This window comes from Aquabacter sp. L1I39 (genome assembly GCF_017742835.1).
Lineage (GTDB): Bacteria > Pseudomonadota > Alphaproteobacteria > Rhizobiales > Xanthobacteraceae > L1I39.
Window position 1 is genome coordinate 2,250,045 of record NZ_CP072392.1, and the last position, 18,354, is coordinate 2,268,398.

Here is an 18,354-nt window from a genome sequence, read left to right on the forward strand (position 1 = left end):
CTCCGTCAGGGGGCGCCCCGGGCGCCACCGCGATCATTCGAGGTTGCCCGGGCCGGGCTTGCGCCGCCCTTTGGCATTCGCCGCGAATGTGCGCGACGCCACAGCCGAGCACAAGCCCGCTATAATCGCTATGCCTATTCGATCACCTTGACGATACGCCGGGTAGAGGGGTCCACCAGCACCGTGTCCCGGCCGACCACCGCAAATTGATAATGCGGAATGCCAACGTCTTCCGGCAGCGGGTGAATGTCCACCGAGGGCGGCAGCTCCACGCCGGTTGCGAGGACGAAGTCTCGCACGGGCGGTATAGCGGCGCGCTGGTCGGCGGCGACGTCCCGGATCTTCTCCTCCTGGTCCAAAGTCACCAATACGGAGGGGGTCGCAACCGTACTGGGCGGCGTGGGGAGAGGGCTCTGGGCGAGCGCGGGGCCGCCAAGGGCTGCCACCAGGAGGACGGCATTGGAGAAGCGTAGACGCATGGTTATTCCCTATCCATGGCCCCCCTTCCTTGAACGTGGTCGCCGCCGCCGGGGTTCCCGTTGCGCCGCGCGCGTCTCCTGGCACCGTGCCACTCTCCCACCGCGCGGCCAGGTGTTCACGAACGCTGCCCAAGATGCGGAAAGGCCCGGACGGCGCCATCGTGCGCCGTCCGGGCCTTTCATGTCGCCAACGACGTGGAGGTTCAGGCCGCCTTGGCCAGGGTCCGGCGGCGCACGTCCGGCGGGGTTGCCTCGTCCGCCAGAAGGGCCAGCGCCTCATCGAGCGGCAAGACCACCTGCTGGTTGGAGCCCAGCCGACGGATGGACACCGTGCGCTCCGCCGCTTCCTTGCGGCCTGCCACCAGCATCACCGGCACCTTGGCCAGCGAATGCTCGCGCACCTTGTAATTGATCTTCTCGTTCCGAAGATCGAGGTCCGTGCGCAGGTCCAGCGCCTTGGCGGCGGCCGCCACCTCGGCGGCATAGTCGTCCGCCTCGGAGGTGATGGTGGTGACCACCACCTGGGTCGGTGCCAGCCAGAGCGGGAAATGCCCCGCGAAATGCTCGATCAGGATGCCGGTGAAGCGCTCCATGGATCCACAGATGGCGCGGTGGATCATCACCGGCGTCTTCTTCTGGCCGTCCGCATCCACATAGAAGGCGCCGAAGCGCTCCGGCAGGTTGAAGTCCACCTGGGTGGTGCCGCACTGCCACTCGCGGCCGATGGCATCCGACAGCGTGTATTCGAACTTGGGGCCATAGAAGGCGCCCTCGCCCGGCAGGATGCCCGTCTTGATCTTGCCGCCGGACTGGGCCTCGATCTGCTGGAGAACGCGGCCCATCACCTCCTCGGCGTGATCCCACACTGCGTCAGATCCCACCCGCTTCTCGGGTCGGGTGGAGAGCTTCACGATGATGTTCTCGAAACCGAAGTCGGCATAGGTCGAGAGGATCAGGTCGTTGATCTTCAAGCACTCGGCCGCCATTTGGTCTTCGGTGCAGAAGATGTGGGCATCGTCCTGCGTGAAGCCACGCACCCGCATGAGGCCGTGCAGGGCGCCCGAGGGCTCGTACCGGTGCACCGCGCCGAACTCGGCAAGGCGCAGCGGCAGGTCGCGATAGGATTTCAGGCCGTGCTTGAAGATCTGCACATGGCCCGGGCAGTTCATGGGCTTCAGCGCGAAGACTCGCTCGTCGTCGGTCTCATCGCCCGCGACCTGAACCTTGAACATGTTCTCCTTGTACCAGCCCCAATGGCCGGAGGTCTCCCACAGGGACTTGTCCAGCACCTGGGGGGCGTTCACCTCGTCATAGTCGGCCTTCAGGCGCCGGCGCATGTAAGCGACGAGGCCCTGGAACAGGCTCCAGCCCTTGGGATGCCAGAAGACCGTGCCCGGCCCTTCCTCCTGGAAGTGGAAGAGGTCCATCTCCCGGCCCAGCCGGCGATGGTCGCGCTTCTCGGCTTCCTCAAGGCGGTGGAGATAGCCGTCCAGCTCCGCCTGGTCATGCCAAGCCGTGCCATAGATGCGGGTCAGCATGGGATTGTTGCTGTCGCCACGCCAATAGGCGCCCGCCACCTTCATCAGCTTGAAGGCGGTGCCCACCTTGCCGGTGGAGGGCATATGGGGGCCGCGGCACAGGTCGAACCATTCGCCCTGCTTGTAGATCTTGACGTCCTGGTCCTCGGGGATCGCGTCCACGAGCTCCACCTTGAACGCCTCGCCCTTCATGGCGAACACGTTCTTGGCCTGATCGCGGGACCACACTTCCTTGGTGAAGGGGCGGTCCTTGGCGATGATCTCGCGCATCTTGGCTTCGATCTTCGGCAGGTCGTCCGTGGTAAAGGGCTCGTTGCGCGCGAAGTCGTAATAGAAGCCGTTCTCGATCACCGGGCCGATGGTGACCTGCGTCCCCGGATAAAGCGCCTGCACGGCTTCCGCCAGCACATGGGCCGCGTCGTGCCGGATCAGGTCCAGCGCGCGGGCATCGTCACGGGTGACGATTTCAAGGCGCGCATCGGCGGTGATCGGCTCGGACAGATCCGCCAGCACGCCGTCCAGCGTCACCGCCACGGCCTTCTTCGCGAGGGATTTGGAAATGGCGGCGGCGATCTCCGCGCCGCTCGTTCCGTCGGGATAGCTGCGCGCTGCGCCATCGGGGAACGTCAAGGTAACCATGGCATGTCTCCGGCCCCACTCCTGCGCACCAGGCAGGTAGGCGAGTTGAACAAGGCTGGCGTCTCTAGTCCCATTGGCCGCGCCCGTCTAGGGGTGCGCCGCGACAAGAGGTAACATGGCACTTTAGCCGCTACACGGCGCAAGCCCTGGTTCAGGTCTCACCCTCGGGCGAGGCGGGCTGGCGCCACTGGCCATAGGTCCAGGGCCGATACCAGCGGGCGCTCCGTGGCAATTTGGCGGGGACCGGGTCGAACCCGTGGCCGCCCCAAGGATGGCAGCGGCAGATGCGGGCAACCCCCATCCATCCCCCCGCCCAGGCACCGTGCGTCTGGATGGACTCGTCCGCATAGGCCGAGCAGGTGGGCAAATAGCGGCACTGCCGCCCCATGAAGGCGGAAAGCGAATAGCGATAGACCAAAATGGGAAACCGGAGCACCTGGCGCGGAATCAGCCGCACCCACCCCCAAAGACGCGCCGCCGGCCCCACGGGCGCGGCAGGCTTCTGCGGCGGGAACAGCGAAAGCACCATCCTGTTCACCCCTCGCGCCCTAAAGGCATGACGCGCTCCAGCGCGCGAACCGACTTCATGATCTCTAGATCGTGCGTGTCGGCATGCGGGTCAAGGCATTCAGGTGAGGGCGCGCTGGTGACGCCGCCGCTTGGCACCAAATGCGCGCGCGACTTCATCATTTAGGGGCGAAACCGCTGAAATCCGGGACCGACGAGGGCGCAACGAGCCAGAAACTAGAATAGATTCACATTTTCAGATCTCAACGGCGGAGATTTAGCCGACAAATATTAAGACATCACTTCTGCTTCCGGCAATTCATATGACTGTCGTAACGACATTACATAAGGACACAAACCGTTACACCCGCTTCCCGGATAAAGCCACCTTTATCCGAACGGGATTTTGTTTGCCTTTTATCCCGACAAGGAATTGACCGATGGCGGCCTACACCCTCCAACTCCTCCATTTCTCCGACGCCGAGGGGGGCCTGCTGGCCTCCACCACCGCGCCCAACCTCGCGGCTCTGGTGGATGCATTCGACGATACCTATGCCAATACGCTGATCCTCGCCGGTGGTGACAACTGGATCCCCGGTCCGTTCCTGGCCGCCGGTACCGACCCGGCCGTGCGCGACGCCATCAATGCGGTGACCGGCTCCACCATCACCGGAACCATCCCGATCGCGGCGGCGGACATCGCCATTCACAACCTGATCGGTGTCGAGGCCTCCGCCCTCGGCAACCACGATTTCGACCTGGGCTCGAACGTCCTGGCGAGTGCCCTGTCTCCCAATAGCGGTTGGGTGGGCGCCCAGTTCGTCTCGGTGTCCGCAAACCTCGTGTTCGGCCCCTCCTCGCCCTACTACACCGATCCTGTCGCGACGGATTCGGCCCTGAACGGCATCTATGTGGACACCCTGGACTTCAACGTTCAGTCCAACGTGAATGCGCCCGCCACCACCACCGAAGTGGCGGAAGCCTCCAGCCTGAAGGGCAAGATTGCGCCCGCCACTGTCATCACCGAGGGCGGGGAAAAGATCGGCGTGGTTGGTGTCACCACCCAGATCCTGGAAACCATCTCTTCGCCGTCTTCGGCCGAAATTGCCGGGTTCCCCGGCGGCGCCGGTGCCAATGGCGAGGTGGACAACATGGATCTGCTGGCCGCCCAGCTTCAGCCGATCATCGACGAGTTGATCGCCGAAGGCGTCAACAAGATCGTGCTGATGTCGCACCTTCAGATCATCGGCAATGAAATGGTGCTGGCCACCAAGCTGAGGGGCGTGGACATCATCCTGTCCGCCGGCTCCCACCAGCGCATGGGCGACGACACCGACGTGGCGGTCAACTTCCCCGGCCACGATGCCGATTTCGCCTATGATTATCCCTATGTGACCAGCGGCGCCGACGGCAAGACCACGGTCATCGTCAACACCGACAACGAATATACCTATCTGGGTCGCCTTGCGGTCGATTTCGACGAGAATGGCGACATCATCGCCGACAGCCTCACGGCCAATGCCGGCATCAACGGTGCCTATGCGGCCACCTCGTCCAATGTCGCCGCGGCCTGGGGCGTGAGCGAGGCGGACCTTGCCACCACAGCGTTTGCGGAAGGCACCAAGGGGGGCGCGGTATCGCAGATCACCACCGCCGTCCAGGAGGTCATCAACGTCAAGGACGGCAACGTCTACGGCTATTCAACAGTCTACCTGGAAGGTGAGCGCGGCTATGTGCGCGGCCAGGAGACGAATCTCGGCGACCTCTCCGCCGATGCCAATGCGGCGACGCTGAAGACCGCCCTCGCGGGGGAATTGGGGACGAATGCCGCACAGGAGGCCTATGTGGTCTCCATCAAGAATGGCGGCGGCATCCGCGCCCAGATCGGCACCCTGTCCGCGCCGGACCCGGTGGACGGCTCGGTGGACAAGCTGCCGCCGGAGGGCGGCGTGTCGCAGCTGGACGTGGAGAACTCTCTGCGCTTCAACAACAAGCTGATGGCGTTCGACACCACCGCCGAAGGGCTCAAGGCCATCATCGAGCATGGCGTCGCCTCGTATCCCAATCAAGGGCGGTTCCCGCAGATCGGCGGCCTCGCCTTCTCCTTCGACCCTGACCTGCCGGCCGGCAGCCGCGTCCTGAGCCTCGCCTTGATCGATGCGGACGGCGACACTGTGGTGCGTCTCGTGGAGAACGGCACCGTGCTCTCGGACGTGCCGGACGTCATCCGCGTCATCACGCTCAATTACATGGCCGACGGTGGCGACGGCTATCCCATGAAGGCCAACGGCTCGAACTTCCGTTACCTCCTGGATGACGGCTCCCTTGGCCCGGTGCTTGACGAGACGTCCGACCTCGATGCCAACCCGCCGTCCAACGCCATGACGGAGCAGAAGGCGTTCGAGCTTTACATGCGCTCGAATCACGCCACCACCGAGACCGCGTTCGACCAGGCCGACACGGAGATGGCCGGCGACCTGCGCATCCAAAACCTCAACGCCCGCACCGACACGGTTCTCGCCAGCACGGCGGAGACCTTCAACGGGAACGAGGCGAACGACGTGTTCGATGGCAGCGCCGATGACGACGTCGCCAACGGCGGCGCCGGTGAGGACATCCTGCGCGGCCATGCGGGTAACGACCGGCTCTTCGGCGATGCGGGCAACGACCAACTGATCGGCGGAGCCGGCGACGACCACCTCGTGGGCGGCTCGGGCGACGACCTTCTGTCGGGTGGCACGGGACGCAATTCCCTGCATGGCGGCCTCGGCAATGACCGCGCCGTCTTCGAGGGCAACCAGGCGGACTATGAGGTCATTCACGATGGCGCGGCTCTGATCGTCCGCGCACGCGCCGATGCCACTCAGGAAACCCGCCTGATCGGCGTTGAAACCCTCGCCTTCGCCGATGGCGACATGGCCGTGACGGACAATGCGTCCGCGGCGCTGGTCGCAGGCCTCTATCAGCAAGTGATGGGCCGCCTGCCCGATCTTCAGGGGCTGCAATACTGGACCGGCCTCCTGGACAAGGGGGCGAGCCTCGGCGATGTGGCCATCAGCATGATCCTGTCCCCTGAAGCCCAGGGGCGTGGCGTGGGCGCTGCCTCGGTGGCCGAGATCACGGTGGACCTTCTCTATTCCACCCTTCTTGGCCGCCCGGCCGACGAGGCGGGCAAGGCCTATCACGAGGCTAGCCTCGCAGCCGGCGTGCCGCTCTCCGTGGTGGCGGGCCATTTCGTGCACGCGCCGGAGATGGAGCCCTTCCAACTCGCCGGAGCGGCCCTCGACACCACCTTCCTGTCCCCTGATCTGTTCACCCGCACCGGCACCGCCAGCAATGACGTCGTCTTCGGCGGCGTGGGCGCGGACGTTCTGGTGGGCGGCGCGGGATCGGACCTGCTGCAAGGTGGCCGTGGCATCGATACGGCGGTCTTCCAGGGCAACCGGGCGGACTTCGACATCACCTATGAGCACGGCAAGGTCATCGTGACCGCCCGTAACGACACCCTCGACGTGGACACGCTGGTGAATGTGGAGCGCGTCACCTTCGACGACGGCACGCTCGACCTCGACACCGACGCAACCACCCTGAACCTCGCCACCCTCTACGGGCGGGTGCTGGATCGGCAGGCGGATCTGTCGGGCCTTTCGTCCGCCCTCGCGGCGCATGTCGACGGTGTCTCCGAAGGGCGCCTTCTGCTCAACATGCTGCACTCGCCGGAGGCGCAGACCAAGGGCATCGCGATGTCCTCCAGCGGGGACCTGTCGGTGGAGACGGTCTATCGTGCGCTGTTCGGCGACCAGGGCACCGAAGGCGGCCTTGCCACCTATCAGGCGCTCGAAGCGGGCGGCGCGAACCTGGAAGACGTTGCCGACGCCATGATGCATTCCAACGAGATGGCCGCCATCCGCCTCACGGCAGCGGACCTCGACTTCTTCATCTGAGCCGGCAGGCGCTCTGATTGGCGGGGGCCGGTGTACCGGAGGCGAAGAGCCCCGGATATACCGGCCCCCGCAATGTTCTTTGTGGTGCGTGCGCTGGCGATGCGCGGGTGAAGGAACCGGCACCGATCACCGCAGCGAAATAGGCCGGCCGGTCGAGCCTCGGATCCGGACAGCATTTTCAGCGACGCCGATCACTGCAAGGCGCTTGCTGATCATACGCGCTTCACTGATTCCAGCGCGTCGACGCTTGGGATCACCGCGGCGCCGCTGACAGCGCAGGATCGGGAGCTCCCTGCGCTCAAGGCCATCCAGCACGCCCGCCATGTGGTGGAGAGCGACATTACCAACAGCGCCGTTTTCGCCCTGTTACGAAGAGGCGGGTGCCGGAGCCGCTTCGGCTGCGATCTGGTCGAGAGCATCCACCACAGCGTCAAAAGTGAGCAGAGTGGATGCATGGCGGGCCTTGTAGTCGCGCACCGGCTCCAGGACTGCAAGGTCCGCCCACTTGCCGACGGGCGGCGCGCCACCCTCCTTCAGCATGGCCCGCACCGCCTCACGAATGGCGCGCAACTCCTGCGGCGTGGAGCCAACCACCAGCCGTGCCATGATGGAAGATGAGGCCTGCCCAAGCGCACAGGCGCGGACCTCGTGGGCGAAGTCCACCACTTGCCCGTCGGCGACCTTCAGATCGATGGTCACCGTGGAGCCGCACAGGCGCGAATGGGCGGTGGCGCTGGCATCGGGATCGGCCAGACGGCCGAGGCGCGGGATGTCAGCGGCCAAAGCCAGGATGCGGGCATTGTAGACGTCGTTGATCATCGGCTCATCCGGCATGCATGCGGTGCGCATCACCCTGTTCGGCTAAACATGCATTTGAAGCAGGCGCGCTCTGAACTTATATAGGTGAGGATTGGTCCGGCGAAAGACGCAGGACCCGCGGGCGCGGATGCCCATCATCCGCGACGACGGACGGCAAGGCCGCCGCCGGGGCTTCCGGCGGGGCGCGGCAGGAAAGGGTCCGCGCATGCGTAGCCGACACCGGTGACACTCCCGCCCTCAGAGGGCGGTCGGACGGAGTTGGGCATGGACGCGGTGGTCAGACTTCTCAAGGCCCAGGCCGAGAGCGAGGAAAAAGCGCGGCGGCGCGGCGGCAAGGCGCAAGTGGCAAGGCGCCATGATCCCAGCCGCCCCTCCCGCGAAGCGGCCGAGGCGGCTGTGCGCACGCTGCTGGCTTATATGGGCGAGGATCCCGACCGCGAGGGCCTTTTGGACACGCCGAGCCGCGTGGTTCGGGCCTATGACGAACTGTTCTCCGGCTATGGCCATGATAGCGAGGAAATCCTCGACCGCACGTTCGGCGAGATCGGCAATTTCGACGATTTCGTACTGGTGCGCGACATCCCCTTCTATTCCCATTGCGAGCACCACATGGTGCCTTTCATCGGCAAGGCGCACGTGGCCTATTTCCCGGTGGAACGGGTGGTGGGCCTCTCCAAGATCGCCCGCGTGGTGGACATCTATGCCCGCCGTCTCCAGACGCAGGAACACCTCACCTCGCAGATCGTCACGGCGCTGGACGAGGCGCTGCGGCCCCGTGGCGTTGCCGTCCTCATCGAAGCCGAGCACATGTGCATGGCCATGCGGGGCATCATGAAGGCCGGCGTGTCCACCGTCACCAGCCAGTTCACAGGGGCCTTTCGAGACGACCCGACCGAGCAGGTCCGCTTCATCTCCATGGTCCGCGGCAAGGCCTGAGGGCCGCCCCAGCGAGCATAATCCCATGTCTGACATCGAAACCGCCCTCTTCCCGGCCAGCGCAAGCACGCACGACCTTGAGGAAGGCGCCCGCCTGACGCCGCGCTTCGACGCCAACGGGCTCGTCACCTGCGTCGCCACCGACGCGGCGACGGGCGAGATCCTGATGCTTGCCCACATGAATGCCGAAGCGCTGGCGCTGACCATCGCGACTGGCGAGGCGCATTATTACAGCCGCTCCCGCAAGAAGCTGTGGAAGAAGGGAGAGAGCTCCGGCCACACCCAGAAGGTGGTCGACATGCTGGTGGACTGCGACCAGGACGCAGTGGTGATCAAGGTGGAGATGGGAGGCACCGGCGCGGCCTGCCATACCGGCCGCCGGTCCTGCTTCTACCGCCGGGTCCCCCTGGGACATCACGCCGCCGGCGAAACGCCCTTGGCGTTCACCGGCGACACGCCGCGCTTCGATCCCAAGACCGTCTACGGGGACGATCACGGCCACAGCCACTGACAGACCGCGCCAGCGCGGCCCCTGAGGGCCACGCTTCCGACATCAAGCGCCGATAAGCTTCGGTTTCCGCTGCGGTATACGCTCGGGATCGGAGGCGCGGATGTTCCAAGGCTTCAATCCGTTCGGTCCTCGAAGCCCCGCGCCCTCTGCGGAGGGTGAGGTCGGCCCGGTGACGACGAACCCCGTGCCTGACATGGACTTGCCTGCGGCGACGCCGCACTCCCCGCGCGGCGCACCGCGCCTCGCCCTCGCGCTCGGCGGCGGCGCGGCGCGCGGGTTTGCCCATGTGGGCGTTCTGCGCACGCTCGACGCCCATGGCATCCGGCCGGATGTGATTGCCGGCACCTCCATCGGGGCCGCCGTTGGAGGATTGTGGGCCGCGGGCAAACTTGATGATTTCGAGGCCTGGGCACGCGGCCTGAACAAGCGGCGCGTCCTGGCCTTGCTCGACCTGACGCTCGGCTCGCCGGGCCTCATCGGCGGCCGGCGACTGCTGGAGCGGCTGCGGGTGGAACTGAGCGGGCAAGCCATAGAGACCCTGCCCGTGGCCTTCGCTGCCATCGCGACGGAATTGGGCAGCGGCCATGAGATATGGCTCACGCGGGGCGACCTGGCAGAGGCCATCCATGCTTCCTACAGCCTGCCCGGCATCTTCACCCCCAGCAAAGTGGGCGGTCGCTGGCTGATGGACGGCGCCTTGGTCAATCCCATTCCCGTCTCAGCCGCCCGGGCTCTGGGCGGGCGGGTGGTGATCGGCGTCAACCTGAATGCGGAAGTGTTCGGGCGCGGGACGGTCATCCAGGACCATGGCGGGGTCATTGCCGAGGCGGCTGAGGAATTGGTGGCTCAGAAGCGGATGCGGCTCGGCGGCATGTTGCGGCCGGACAAGCTGCTGCGACGCCATTTCCTCTCAGGGCCGAAGGACGGCCCGCGCGGGATTTCGGCCGTGATGATCGACGCCTTCAACATTACCCAGGACAGGATCGCCCGCTCTCGGCTTGCTGGCGATCCGCCGGACGTGCTCATCTCGCCGAAGCTCGGACGCATCGGGCTGTTCGATTTCCACCGCGCGGACGATGCCATCGCCGCGGGCGCCGAGGCGGCAGAACGCATGTTGGAAGACATCGGCGAGGCCATGGCCGCCCTCGGCTGAACGCCGGAACGGGTGCCGAAGGGGCGCGCAGGAGTCCGGCAGCGGCATGTTTGCCGCCGCCATCCGTCCCCTGCGCCTTGCTCAAGCGGTCATGATGTAGTCGCGCAGTTCGGCGCTCTCGCGCTCCATCTCCTCGACGCGATGCTTCACCACGTCGCCGATGGAGATGATGCCGAGGAGCCGCCCCCGCTCCACCACGGGCACGTGGCGGAAGCGGCCGCGCGTCATCCGCTCCATGATCACAGGAATGCTCTCGTCCTCGGTGCACGTAACAACCGCGCGCGTCATCACGGAGGAGACCGGATCGCTGAGCACCTGCGGCCCCTTCTCGGCCAGGATGCGCACCAGATCGCGCTCCGAGAGGATGCCCACCAGATGACCGGCCCCGTCGACGGCCACGATGGCACCGATGCGGTGCTCGGCGAGGCGCGCCACGGCGTCCGAGAGGGTGGCGTCCGGCGCAATGGTAACGAGCGAACCGGACTTGTGCTTCAAGAGAATGCCGACCGTCATGGTTGTCTCCTTCCCCGCCCATTCAAGGGTGGCGGCCCGGAGGCTCTCTATGACGGAGCCAATTCATGGCCGCCGGATCAGGATGCCACCGCCGAAGCGGCGCACCTGCCTTGAGGGAATGATCCACCCTACCCCCACGTTCCGCAAGAGGCCCATTGGTCCGCAATCAGGTCAGCCCCGCGGCGAAGCACCACGCAGATTAGGGACAGGGTCAAAGAGCGGAAAGAGCAGGAGGCCGGCGGCAAAGCCTCCAAGATGCGCCTGCCAGGCCACCTCAGCCCCTTCCGTGCCGGGCATGGCCATGCCGGCGCCGAACAGGAAGTTCAGCAACACGAAGACGCCGATGAACACCAGCACCCGGCGATCGCGCAGCACCACTGTGAGCGGCAAGGCGGGCTGATGGTCCGCATAGTGGCTTCGGCGCGGCCCCAGAGCGCCGCCGGGGGCAAATGCAAAGCGCACGGAAGCAGCCATGGCGCCGGACACGACGGCCGAAGCGCCGATCATGGGCGCGATGCCCTCGGGATAGGCAAGCAGGTGAGCCGCCGCCCCGGCAACAGCCGTCACAATAAAGAACAGCAGGAAGCGCGCGGTGCCGAACCTGCGCGCCACCGGCGAGCCAAATGCGAGCATCCACACGGAGTTGACGCCCACATGCACCCAATTGGCGTGCAGCAAGGCATAGGTGACGAAGGTCCAGATCTGCGCCCCCAGTCCGCCGGGAAGCGCGTTCGGGGCGCCGGCGTCATAGCGGATGGGAACGAAGGCGAACCACGCCAGCATCAGGAAGTCGGTATCCGGATCCAGCAGATAGGCTCGAACGAACTCAATGCCTGCCATGACAAGCACGAGCACGGCCACGACGCCCGGAATGTTAAAAACCGGTTCGCGGGCGGGAGGTGTGCGGAGGTCGAAGGAGTGAGCCACGCCTCGGACATAAGCCGCCGCCTCCGCCGGGGCAAGGGTGCATGCGCGTCGCGTTGGGGCCGTTCACGCGCGGGCCCGAGGTGCGCCGACAACCTGCGGCAACCGGCCACGCCCCTGCCCGAGGACAGGCTCCTGCAAAAGCCTCGGATCCGCAAAGGTCAAGTCGAGGCGCAGGTGTCGCGTTAAGGTTAAGAAAAGGTTGACGGCGCAAAGGTGGCGAAGTTCGGGCATTATGGTTTTGTTAACCAGAAGCGACCTTCCGCCATGCCGCTGTCCCGCCTGCTCACGACCTTCGCTCTGCTCGTTGCGGGCACGGTCTGCGCCGCCGCCGGCGACGCGCGCCACGCCGCACTGCAGCCACAGATCGTCCCCCTCCCCCAGGCCGCGCCGGCTTTCTCGGCGCACCTGGTCGCCATTGGCGGCACCGCTCCTCCCGTGGGCTATGTCCGCTTCTGTGCCGAGAATGCCAGCGACTGCCAGATGCGCGGCGAAATCCTGTTCGAGATGCCGCTGGACCGCGAGCGCTGGAGCGAGCTGGAGCAGGTCAATCGGACGTTGAACAGCGACATCGAGCCCATGACCGATCTCGACCATTACGGCGAGACCGAACGGTGGACCTATCCCACCGACGGCAAGGGCGATTGCGAGGACTATGTGCTTGCCAAGCGCAAGGTGTTGCTGGCGAAAGGCTGGCCCGCTTCCGTCCTGCTCATCACGGTGGTGCGCGACAAGGAAGGCGACGGCCACGCGGTTCTCACCGTGGTGACGGACCGAGGCGACCTGGTGCTGGACAACCAGGAAGCGGAGATCCTGCCTTGGCAGGACACAGGATACCGCTATGTGAAGCGGCAGTCGCAGGGTGACCCGAACCTTTGGGTGTCGCTGGGCGAAACCCGCTCTCCCCCGGTGGTGGGTGGCGGGCGCTGAGGGCGCCCGCGAAACATCTGCGCGTCAATCGAGACGCTTCAGGCCGCCAGCATAGCGCTTCCAATTGATCTGGTAATGCATGGCCGTGCGGTGCAGGCGCGCGATCATGTCCTCGTCCAACGTCCGTACCACCCGGGCGGGCGATCCGACGATGAGCGAATTGTCGGGAAACTCCTTCCCCTCTGTCACCAGCGCGTTCGAGCCCACCAGCGAATTGGCGCCGATCCGGGCGCCGTTCAGCACTGTTGCGCCCATGCCGATGAGGCTGTTCTCCCCCACCGTGCAACCGTGCAGGATGGCCATGTGCCCGACCGTGACCCCTGCCGAGAGGGTGAGCGGGAAGCCCGGATCGGTGTGGAGCACGCAGTTTTCCTGGATGTTGGTGCCCTCGCCCACCACGATGGGCTCATTATCGCCCCGCAGCACGCAACCGAACCACACGCTGGCATTTTCCTTCAGCACCACCCGGCCGATCACCGTCGCATCCGGCGCAATCCAATAGCGCCCGGAGGCGGGAAGTTCCGGCTTCACGCCATCAAGGGAATAAAGCGGCATGCAAGTCTCCTGACATGGGCGGTCCGCTCCCGTGCTGCGCGGCTCGCACCGGCCTCACTATACCCACCGGCCCGCCTCTTCCAGCCCTTCGACCGAAGGACTTTTCAGGATGAAGGTGCCCTCTTTGTGTCCGCGGCCTTGCGGCGCCGGGCAAGTTCGGAGAGCCCGCCCTTTTCCGGCGGATCATCCGCCGCCGCTGCCCCGTGGTCGTCGCTCGCCCGTGCATGGTCGGCCAGACGCGCATAGTCGGCCCGCAGGCGATCCAGCGTCTTCTCGTCCAGATCCTCCAGGTCGAGGAGTACGTTGCGCGGTCCTTGCGTGCGCGCGATCAGCTCGTCGATCTTGATCTGGAGGGCCTCGGTATCGCGGTTCTGGCTGTTCTGGATCAGGAAGACCATCAGGAAGGTGATGATGGTGGTGGAGGTGTTGATGATGAGCTGCCAGGTGTCGTTGAAGCCGAAGAGCGGTCCGGTACCCCCCCAGATCACGATCACCAGCACGGCCAGGAAGAAGGTAACGGGCTTGCCCGCATAACGGGACACGGCCTGGGAGAAGCGGGTGAAGAAAGGCCGGGGTGCTGGCCCCGTATCCACCGGTGGCGCATCATTGGTCCCATCGTGGTGCTGGTGCGCCGTCTCGCCCGTTGCCATCGCCGTTCACTCCCATTTCCTCTGGCGAGGGAACGGACCGCCGCGTTCGCGGTTCCAGCTTCACCACGACCATGGGAGACCAGCATGTCCGTCGCGATGATCCTTCTGCCCCTCTTTGTTCAGGTGGGCCTGACCTTCGCCCTCCTGTTCGCGCTGGGACCCATGCGCTTTCGCGCCATCCGCGAGGGACAGGTGGGACGGGAGGCCGCTCTGGACGGGGACGCCTTCCCGCCGCGCTGCCGCCAGTTCGCCAATGCCTTCCGCAACCAGTTCGAGCTGCCGGTCCTGTTCTACGTCCTCACCGCGCTCGCCTTGTTCACCCGCAAGGCGGACATCGTGTTCGTGGTGCTGGCGTGGGTGTTCGTGGCAAGCCGCATCGTCCATGCCTTCGTGCATGTGACCTCGAACGATGTGCGCCTGCGTTTCCCCGCCTTCCTGGTGGGGACGGTCGCCCTCCTGATCATGTGGGTGCTCTTTGCCCTCGCCATCCTTTTGAATGTGTGAGCGGGCGCCGGATTGACAGACGGGCTGCGGCATCGGAGGAGAGGCATTCGCTTTTCCACTGGATGCTGGACCATGGATGATCCCCGCCGCCATGTGCGCTCCGTCGGCGGCCTCAACGTGCTGTTCGTCATGGCCGCAACCGCCGAGTATGGACCGCATCTGAAGGCCCGGATCGATCCGCTCATGACTGGCGTCGGCCCGGTGGAGGCCGCCGCCGCGACCGGCATGACGCTCGCCGGGCTGCGACACGGCAACGCGCTGCCCGACTTGATCTTCACCCTGGGATCGGCAGGGTCTCGCATTCTCGACCATGCGGGCGTCTATCAGGTGGCCAGCGTCTCCTATCGGGATATGGACGCCTCCGCGCTCGGCTTCGAGCGCGGGCTGACCCCATTTGCAGACCACCCCGTCGTCATCCCCGTTCCGCACCAGTTCGAGGGCGTGCCGGCGGCCTCCCTCTCCACCGGGGGCGCCATCATTTCGGGCGCGGCCTATGATGCCATCGCCGCCGACATGGTGGACATGGAGACCTTCGCCGTCCTGCGCGCCGCCCATCGCTTCCGTGTGCCGGTCATCGGCCTGCGCGGCATCAGCGATGGAAAGTCGGAGCTGACGCGCTACGAGGACTGGACCGAGTACCTGCATATCATCGACGAGCGCCTCGCCGCGGCGCTCGATCTGTTCGAGAGCGAGGTGACCGCGGGGCGGTTCAGCCTCCTCGCCCCCGCTGCCGGAGAGACCCCTTGACCCCTTCCGCCCGCCTGTCGGCCGCCATGGAAATCCTGGCCGACCTCGCCGCGCGCCGCCGCCCCGCCATTGACTGCCTGAAGGACTGGGGCGTCGCTCATCGCTTCGCCGGCTCCGGTGACCGCGCGGCCATTGGCGGGATTGTGTTCGATACCCTGCGCCGTCGCGCCTCGGCGGCCCACGTGATGGGCTCTGACGTGCCCCGCGCCCTGGTGCTCGGCATGCTCGCCGTGATGCGCGGCCTCGACCTCGCCGCCATCGCGCAGCTCTGCGACGGCGGCCGCTTTGCCCCTGCCCCGCTGTCCGACGACGAGCGCGCGCGCCTCTCCGCCCCCTCATTGGACGGCGCCGCCCCCTGGGTGCAGGGCGACTATCCTCAATGGCTGGACCCGCAACTTGCCTCCATGTTCGGAGAAGCCCGCATCGCGGAAGGCCGGGCGCTCGCCGCCCGCGCCCCGCTGGACCTGCGGGTCAACACCTTGCGCGCCCGCCCCGACGAGGTGCTGGAGGCGCTCGCCCACCTCAACCCCGTGGGCACCGAATGGTCGCCGCTCGGCCTGCGCATCGCCCTCGACGCGGAAGGCAAGACGCCACCCGTCACCTCCGAACCCATCTTCCTCAAAGGTGGCCTAGAGGTGCAGGACGAGGGCTCGCAGATCGCCGCCATCCTTGCCGCGCCCGTGCCCGGCTCGCAGGTGCTGGACCTGTGCGCGGGGGCCGGCGGCAAGACGCTGGAGCTGGCCGCCCTCATGGACAATAAGGGCCAGATCTACGCTCATGATTCCGACGTGCGCCGCCTGAAGCCCATGCATGAGCGCCTGGAGCGCGCCGGCGTGCGCAACGTGCAAGTGCGCGCGCCGCGCGGTCCCGCCGACGTGCTCGCCGACCTCGCCGGCAAGATGGACCTGGTGCTGGTGGACGCCCCCTGCACGGGCACCGGAACCTGGCGCCGCAATCCCGATGCCAAGTGGCGGGTGCGCCCCGGCGCCCTGGACGAGCGGGTCCGCGACCAAGCCAGCATCCTCGCGAGCGCCGCCCGCTATGTGCGGCCGGGCGGGCGCCTCGCTTACGTCACCTGCTCGGTGCTGGACGACGAGAATGGTGCCCAAATCCGCCGCTTCCTGGATCAGCAGCCAGACTTTGCCGTCGTGCCCGCGGTCGAGACCGTGTTGGCGCTCGGCCAGCAGGGGCTGGCGCTCCGCGATGCCGCCCTTGCCTCTCCCGAAGGCCTCCTGATGACGCCCCGCCGCACCCGCACCGACGGCTTCTTCGTCAGCATCCTGCGCCGCGCCGCCTGATCTCCTGGGACGGGGGCCGCAAGGCCTCCCTTCGCCGCGCGGGAGCCATGCGGGCGACGGCTTCCGGTTTCAGCGCTTTGCGACTAAAGAGACGGCACCTTCGCCTCTTGGAAAGCCGCGCCATGCAAGACACCGTCCTCATCATCGACTTCGGCAGCCAGGTCACCCAGCTGATTGCCCGGCGCGTGCGCGAGGAAGGCGTCTATTCCGAGGTGGTGCCGTTCCAGAAGTCCTCCGAGGCGTTCGCGCGCCTCAAGCCCAAGGCGGTCATCCTGTCCGGCGGCCCGGCCTCCGTCATCGAGGGCGAGAGCCCGCGCGCCCCGCAGGAGGTTTTCGAAGCCGGCATTCCCGTGCTGGGCATCTGCTATGGCGAGCAGACCATGGCGGACCAGCTGGGCGGCAAGGTCGAAGGCGGCCACCACCGGGAGTTCGGCCGCGCCGAGGTGGAGGTCAAGAAGGCCAGCCGCCTGTTCGAGGGCGTGTGGCAGCCCGGCCAACGCTATCTGGTGTGGATGAGCCATGGCGATCGCGTCACCGCCCTGCCCCAGGGCTTCGAGGCCATCGCCACCTCCGAGAACGCGCCCTTCGCCGCCATCGCCGATGAGAGTCGCAGCTATTATGCGGTGCAGTTCCACCCCGAGGTGGTGCACACCCCCGACGGCGCCAAGCTGTTGCGCAATTTCGTCCGTCGCATTGCCGGCCTCGAGGGCACCTGGACCATGGGCGCCTTCAAGCAGGAGGCCATGGCGCGCATCCGCGCCCAGGTTGGGTCCGGCCGGGTGATTTGCGGCCTTTCCGGCGGCGTGGATTCCGCCGTGGCCGCCGTGCTGATCCACGAGGCCATTGGCGACCAGCTCACCTGCGTGTTCGTGGACCACGGCCTGATGCGCCTTGGCGAGGCCGAGCAGGTGGTCTCCCTGTTCCGCAACACCTACAATATCCCGCTGGTGCACGCGGACGCCTCCGAGCTGTTCCTGCGGGAGCTGTCCGGCGTCACCGACCCGGAAGTCAAGCGCAAGACCATCGGCCGGCTCTTCATCGACGTATTCGAGGCCGAGGCCAAGAAGGTGGGCGGCGCCGATTTCCTGGCCCAAGGCACGCTCTATCCGGACGTGATCGAGAGCGTCTCCTTCACCGGCGGCCCCTCGGTGACCATCAAGAGCCACCACAATGTGGGCGGCCTGCCCGCGCGCATGAACATGAAGCTGGTGGAGCCCCTGCGCGACCTCTTCAAGGACGAGGTCCGCGCGCTGGGCCGCGAGCTCGGCCTGCCGGAGAGCTTCGTCGGCCGCCACCCCTTCCCCGGCCCGGGCCTTGCCATCCGCTGCCCCGGCGAGATCACCCCCGAGAAGCTGGACATCCTGCGCCAGGCGGACGCCATCTATCTCGAAGAGATCCGCGCCGCCGGCCTCTATGACGTGATCTGGCAAGCCTTCGCCGTGCTGCTGCCGGTGCGCAGCGTTGGCGTCATGGGCGACGGGCGCACCTATGACCACGTCCTCGCTTTGCGCGCCGTGACCTCCGTCGACGGCATGACCGCCGACTTCTACCCCTTCGACATGAACTTCCTCGGCCGCACCGCCACCCGCATCATCAACGAAGTGCGCGGCATCAATCGCGTGGTCTACGACGTGACGAGCAAGCCCCCGGGGACCATCGAGTGGGAGTGAACTAGGGTGGTTTCAGACCATCCCACGCCGTGCCGGA

The 18,354-nt window shown here is 66.4% G+C and carries 17 protein-coding genes; 9 read left to right on the forward strand and 8 right to left on the reverse strand.

The genetic code is table 11. The features are described 5' to 3' along the window. Positions 1-134: 134 nt before the first annotated feature. The 3 genes from J5J86_RS09815 to yidD form a co-directional block, all read right to left on the reverse strand. Positions 135-479 (reverse strand): DUF1236 domain-containing protein, encoded by a 345-nt coding sequence (locus tag J5J86_RS09815; RefSeq protein WP_209104694.1) that lies wholly within the window; start codon positions 477-479, stop codon positions 135-137. Positions 480-682: 203 nt separating this feature from the next. Continuing rightward, positions 683-2,656 carry a threonine--tRNA ligase gene (gene thrS, locus J5J86_RS09820; RefSeq protein WP_209104695.1) on the reverse strand — a complete coding sequence of 658 codons (1,974 nt, stop codon included), beginning with the start codon at positions 2,654-2,656 and terminating at the stop codon, positions 683-685. Positions 2,657-2,807: 151 nt separating this feature from the next. Next, positions 2,808-3,044: a membrane protein insertion efficiency factor YidD gene (gene yidD, locus J5J86_RS24440; RefSeq protein ID WP_247658471.1), complete on the reverse strand. Its 237-nt coding sequence runs from the start codon at positions 3,042-3,044 to the stop codon at positions 2,808-2,810. 559 nt (positions 3,045-3,603) lie between these two features. Here yidD and J5J86_RS09830 point away from each other — a divergent pair. After that, positions 3,604-7,107 (forward strand): DUF4214 domain-containing protein, encoded by a 3,504-nt coding sequence (locus tag J5J86_RS09830; protein WP_209104697.1) that lies wholly within the window; start codon positions 3,604-3,606, stop codon positions 7,105-7,107. A gap of 366 nt (positions 7,108-7,473) precedes the next feature. Here the strand turns inward: J5J86_RS09830 and J5J86_RS09835 are convergent, their stop codons facing one another. Continuing rightward, the gene (locus J5J86_RS09835; protein WP_209104698.1) at positions 7,474-7,926 is read right to left on the reverse strand and encodes an iron-sulfur cluster assembly scaffold protein; all 453 of its coding nucleotides are present in this window, start codon (positions 7,924-7,926) and stop codon (positions 7,474-7,476) included. A 264-nt stretch (positions 7,927-8,190) separates the two neighbouring features. On the opposite strand from J5J86_RS09835, the gene folE reads away from it, so the two are divergent. The 3 genes from folE (at position 8,191) to J5J86_RS09850 (ending at position 10,526) form a co-directional block, all read left to right on the forward strand. Then, positions 8,191-8,862 (forward strand): GTP cyclohydrolase I FolE, encoded by a 672-nt coding sequence (folE, locus tag J5J86_RS09840; protein WP_209104699.1) that lies wholly within the window; start codon positions 8,191-8,193, stop codon positions 8,860-8,862. 25 nt (positions 8,863-8,887) lie between these two features. Beyond that, positions 8,888-9,373, forward strand: a complete 486-nt coding sequence (gene hisI, locus J5J86_RS09845; protein WP_209104700.1) for a phosphoribosyl-AMP cyclohydrolase — start codon at positions 8,888-8,890, stop codon at positions 9,371-9,373. Positions 9,374-9,566: 193 nt separating this feature from the next. Continuing rightward, positions 9,567-10,526, forward strand: a complete 960-nt coding sequence (locus J5J86_RS09850) for a patatin-like phospholipase family protein (RefSeq protein WP_247658478.1) — start codon at positions 9,567-9,569, stop codon at positions 10,524-10,526. An 81-nt stretch (positions 10,527-10,607) separates the two neighbouring features. Here the strand turns inward: J5J86_RS09850 and J5J86_RS09855 are convergent, their stop codons facing one another. Together J5J86_RS09855 and J5J86_RS09860 are read right to left on the reverse strand one after the other, a co-directional pair. Next, positions 10,608-11,039: a CBS domain-containing protein gene (locus J5J86_RS09855; RefSeq protein WP_209104702.1), complete on the reverse strand. Its 432-nt coding sequence runs from the start codon at positions 11,037-11,039 to the stop codon at positions 10,608-10,610. A 171-nt stretch (positions 11,040-11,210) separates the two neighbouring features. After that, entirely contained in the window at positions 11,211-11,894 is a 684-nt protein-coding gene (locus J5J86_RS09860) for a rhomboid family intramembrane serine protease (protein WP_342449170.1), read from the reverse strand. A 336-nt stretch (positions 11,895-12,230) separates the two neighbouring features. Between J5J86_RS09860 and J5J86_RS09865 the strand changes: the two genes are divergently transcribed. Continuing rightward, positions 12,231-12,893: a transglutaminase-like cysteine peptidase gene (locus J5J86_RS09865; RefSeq protein ID WP_209104703.1), complete on the forward strand. Its 663-nt coding sequence runs from the start codon at positions 12,231-12,233 to the stop codon at positions 12,891-12,893. 24 nt (positions 12,894-12,917) lie between these two features. Here J5J86_RS09865 and J5J86_RS09870 read toward each other — a convergent pair whose 3' ends face one another. Together J5J86_RS09870 and J5J86_RS09875 are read right to left on the reverse strand one after the other, a co-directional pair. Continuing rightward, the gene (locus J5J86_RS09870; RefSeq protein ID WP_209104704.1) at positions 12,918-13,448 is read right to left on the reverse strand and encodes a gamma carbonic anhydrase family protein; all 531 of its coding nucleotides are present in this window, start codon (positions 13,446-13,448) and stop codon (positions 12,918-12,920) included. Between the two features lie 104 nt (positions 13,449-13,552). After that, entirely contained in the window at positions 13,553-14,098 is a 546-nt protein-coding gene (locus tag J5J86_RS09875) for a low affinity iron permease family protein (RefSeq protein WP_209104705.1), read from the reverse strand. Between the two features lie 84 nt (positions 14,099-14,182). Here J5J86_RS09875 and J5J86_RS09880 point away from each other — a divergent pair, with 84 nt between their 5' ends. The 4 genes from J5J86_RS09880 to guaA all read left to right on the forward strand — a co-directional run bounded on the left by J5J86_RS09880 (position 14,183) and on the right by guaA (position 18,317). Continuing rightward, positions 14,183-14,602: an MAPEG family protein gene (locus J5J86_RS09880; protein ID WP_209104706.1), complete on the forward strand. Its 420-nt coding sequence runs from the start codon at positions 14,183-14,185 to the stop codon at positions 14,600-14,602. A gap of 72 nt (positions 14,603-14,674) precedes the next feature. After that, positions 14,675-15,349 carry a 5'-methylthioadenosine/S-adenosylhomocysteine nucleosidase gene (locus tag J5J86_RS09885; protein WP_209104708.1) on the forward strand — a complete coding sequence of 225 codons (675 nt, stop codon included), beginning with the start codon at positions 14,675-14,677 and terminating at the stop codon, positions 15,347-15,349. Continuing rightward, positions 15,346-16,647, forward strand: a complete 1,302-nt coding sequence (locus tag J5J86_RS09890) for an RsmB/NOP family class I SAM-dependent RNA methyltransferase (protein ID WP_209104709.1) — start codon at positions 15,346-15,348, stop codon at positions 16,645-16,647. The genes J5J86_RS09885 and J5J86_RS09890 overlap by 4 nt, the downstream gene beginning before the upstream one ends. A 122-nt stretch (positions 16,648-16,769) precedes the next feature. Next, complete coding sequence (gene guaA, locus J5J86_RS09895) at positions 16,770-18,317, forward strand: glutamine-hydrolyzing GMP synthase (protein WP_209104713.1); 1,548 nt, start codon at positions 16,770-16,772, stop codon at positions 18,315-18,317. Positions 18,318-18,354: the final 37 nt, after the last annotated feature.

Coding starts and splice junctions, on each gene's coding strand:
- J5J86_RS09815 (WP_209104694.1), bottom strand. CDS start 479: ATGCGTCTACGCTTCTCCAATGCCGTCCTCCTGGTGGCAGCCCTTGGC.
- thrS (WP_209104695.1), bottom strand. CDS start 2,656: ATGGTTACCTTGACGTTCCCCGATGGCGCAGCGCGCAGCTATCCCGAC.
- yidD (WP_247658471.1), bottom strand. CDS start 3,044: ATGGGGCGGCAGTGCCGCTATTTGCCCACCTGCTCGGCCTATGCGGAC.
- J5J86_RS09830 (WP_209104697.1), top strand. CDS start 3,604: ATGGCGGCCTACACCCTCCAACTCCTCCATTTCTCCGACGCCGAGGGG.
- J5J86_RS09835 (WP_209104698.1), bottom strand. CDS start 7,926: ATGATCAACGACGTCTACAATGCCCGCATCCTGGCTTTGGCCGCTGAC.
- folE (WP_209104699.1), top strand. CDS start 8,191: ATGGACGCGGTGGTCAGACTTCTCAAGGCCCAGGCCGAGAGCGAGGAA.
- hisI (WP_209104700.1), top strand. CDS start 8,888: ATGTCTGACATCGAAACCGCCCTCTTCCCGGCCAGCGCAAGCACGCAC.
- J5J86_RS09850 (WP_247658478.1), top strand. CDS start 9,567: ATGGACTTGCCTGCGGCGACGCCGCACTCCCCGCGCGGCGCACCGCGC.
- J5J86_RS09855 (WP_209104702.1), bottom strand. CDS start 11,039: ATGACGGTCGGCATTCTCTTGAAGCACAAGTCCGGTTCGCTCGTTACC.
- J5J86_RS09865 (WP_209104703.1), top strand. CDS start 12,231: ATGCCGCTGTCCCGCCTGCTCACGACCTTCGCTCTGCTCGTTGCGGGC.
- J5J86_RS09870 (WP_209104704.1), bottom strand. CDS start 13,448: ATGCCGCTTTATTCCCTTGATGGCGTGAAGCCGGAACTTCCCGCCTCC.
- J5J86_RS09875 (WP_209104705.1), bottom strand. CDS start 14,098: ATGGCAACGGGCGAGACGGCGCACCAGCACCACGATGGGACCAATGAT.
- J5J86_RS09880 (WP_209104706.1), top strand. CDS start 14,183: ATGTCCGTCGCGATGATCCTTCTGCCCCTCTTTGTTCAGGTGGGCCTG.
- J5J86_RS09885 (WP_209104708.1), top strand. CDS start 14,675: ATGGATGATCCCCGCCGCCATGTGCGCTCCGTCGGCGGCCTCAACGTG.
- guaA (WP_209104713.1), top strand. CDS start 16,770: ATGCAAGACACCGTCCTCATCATCGACTTCGGCAGCCAGGTCACCCAG.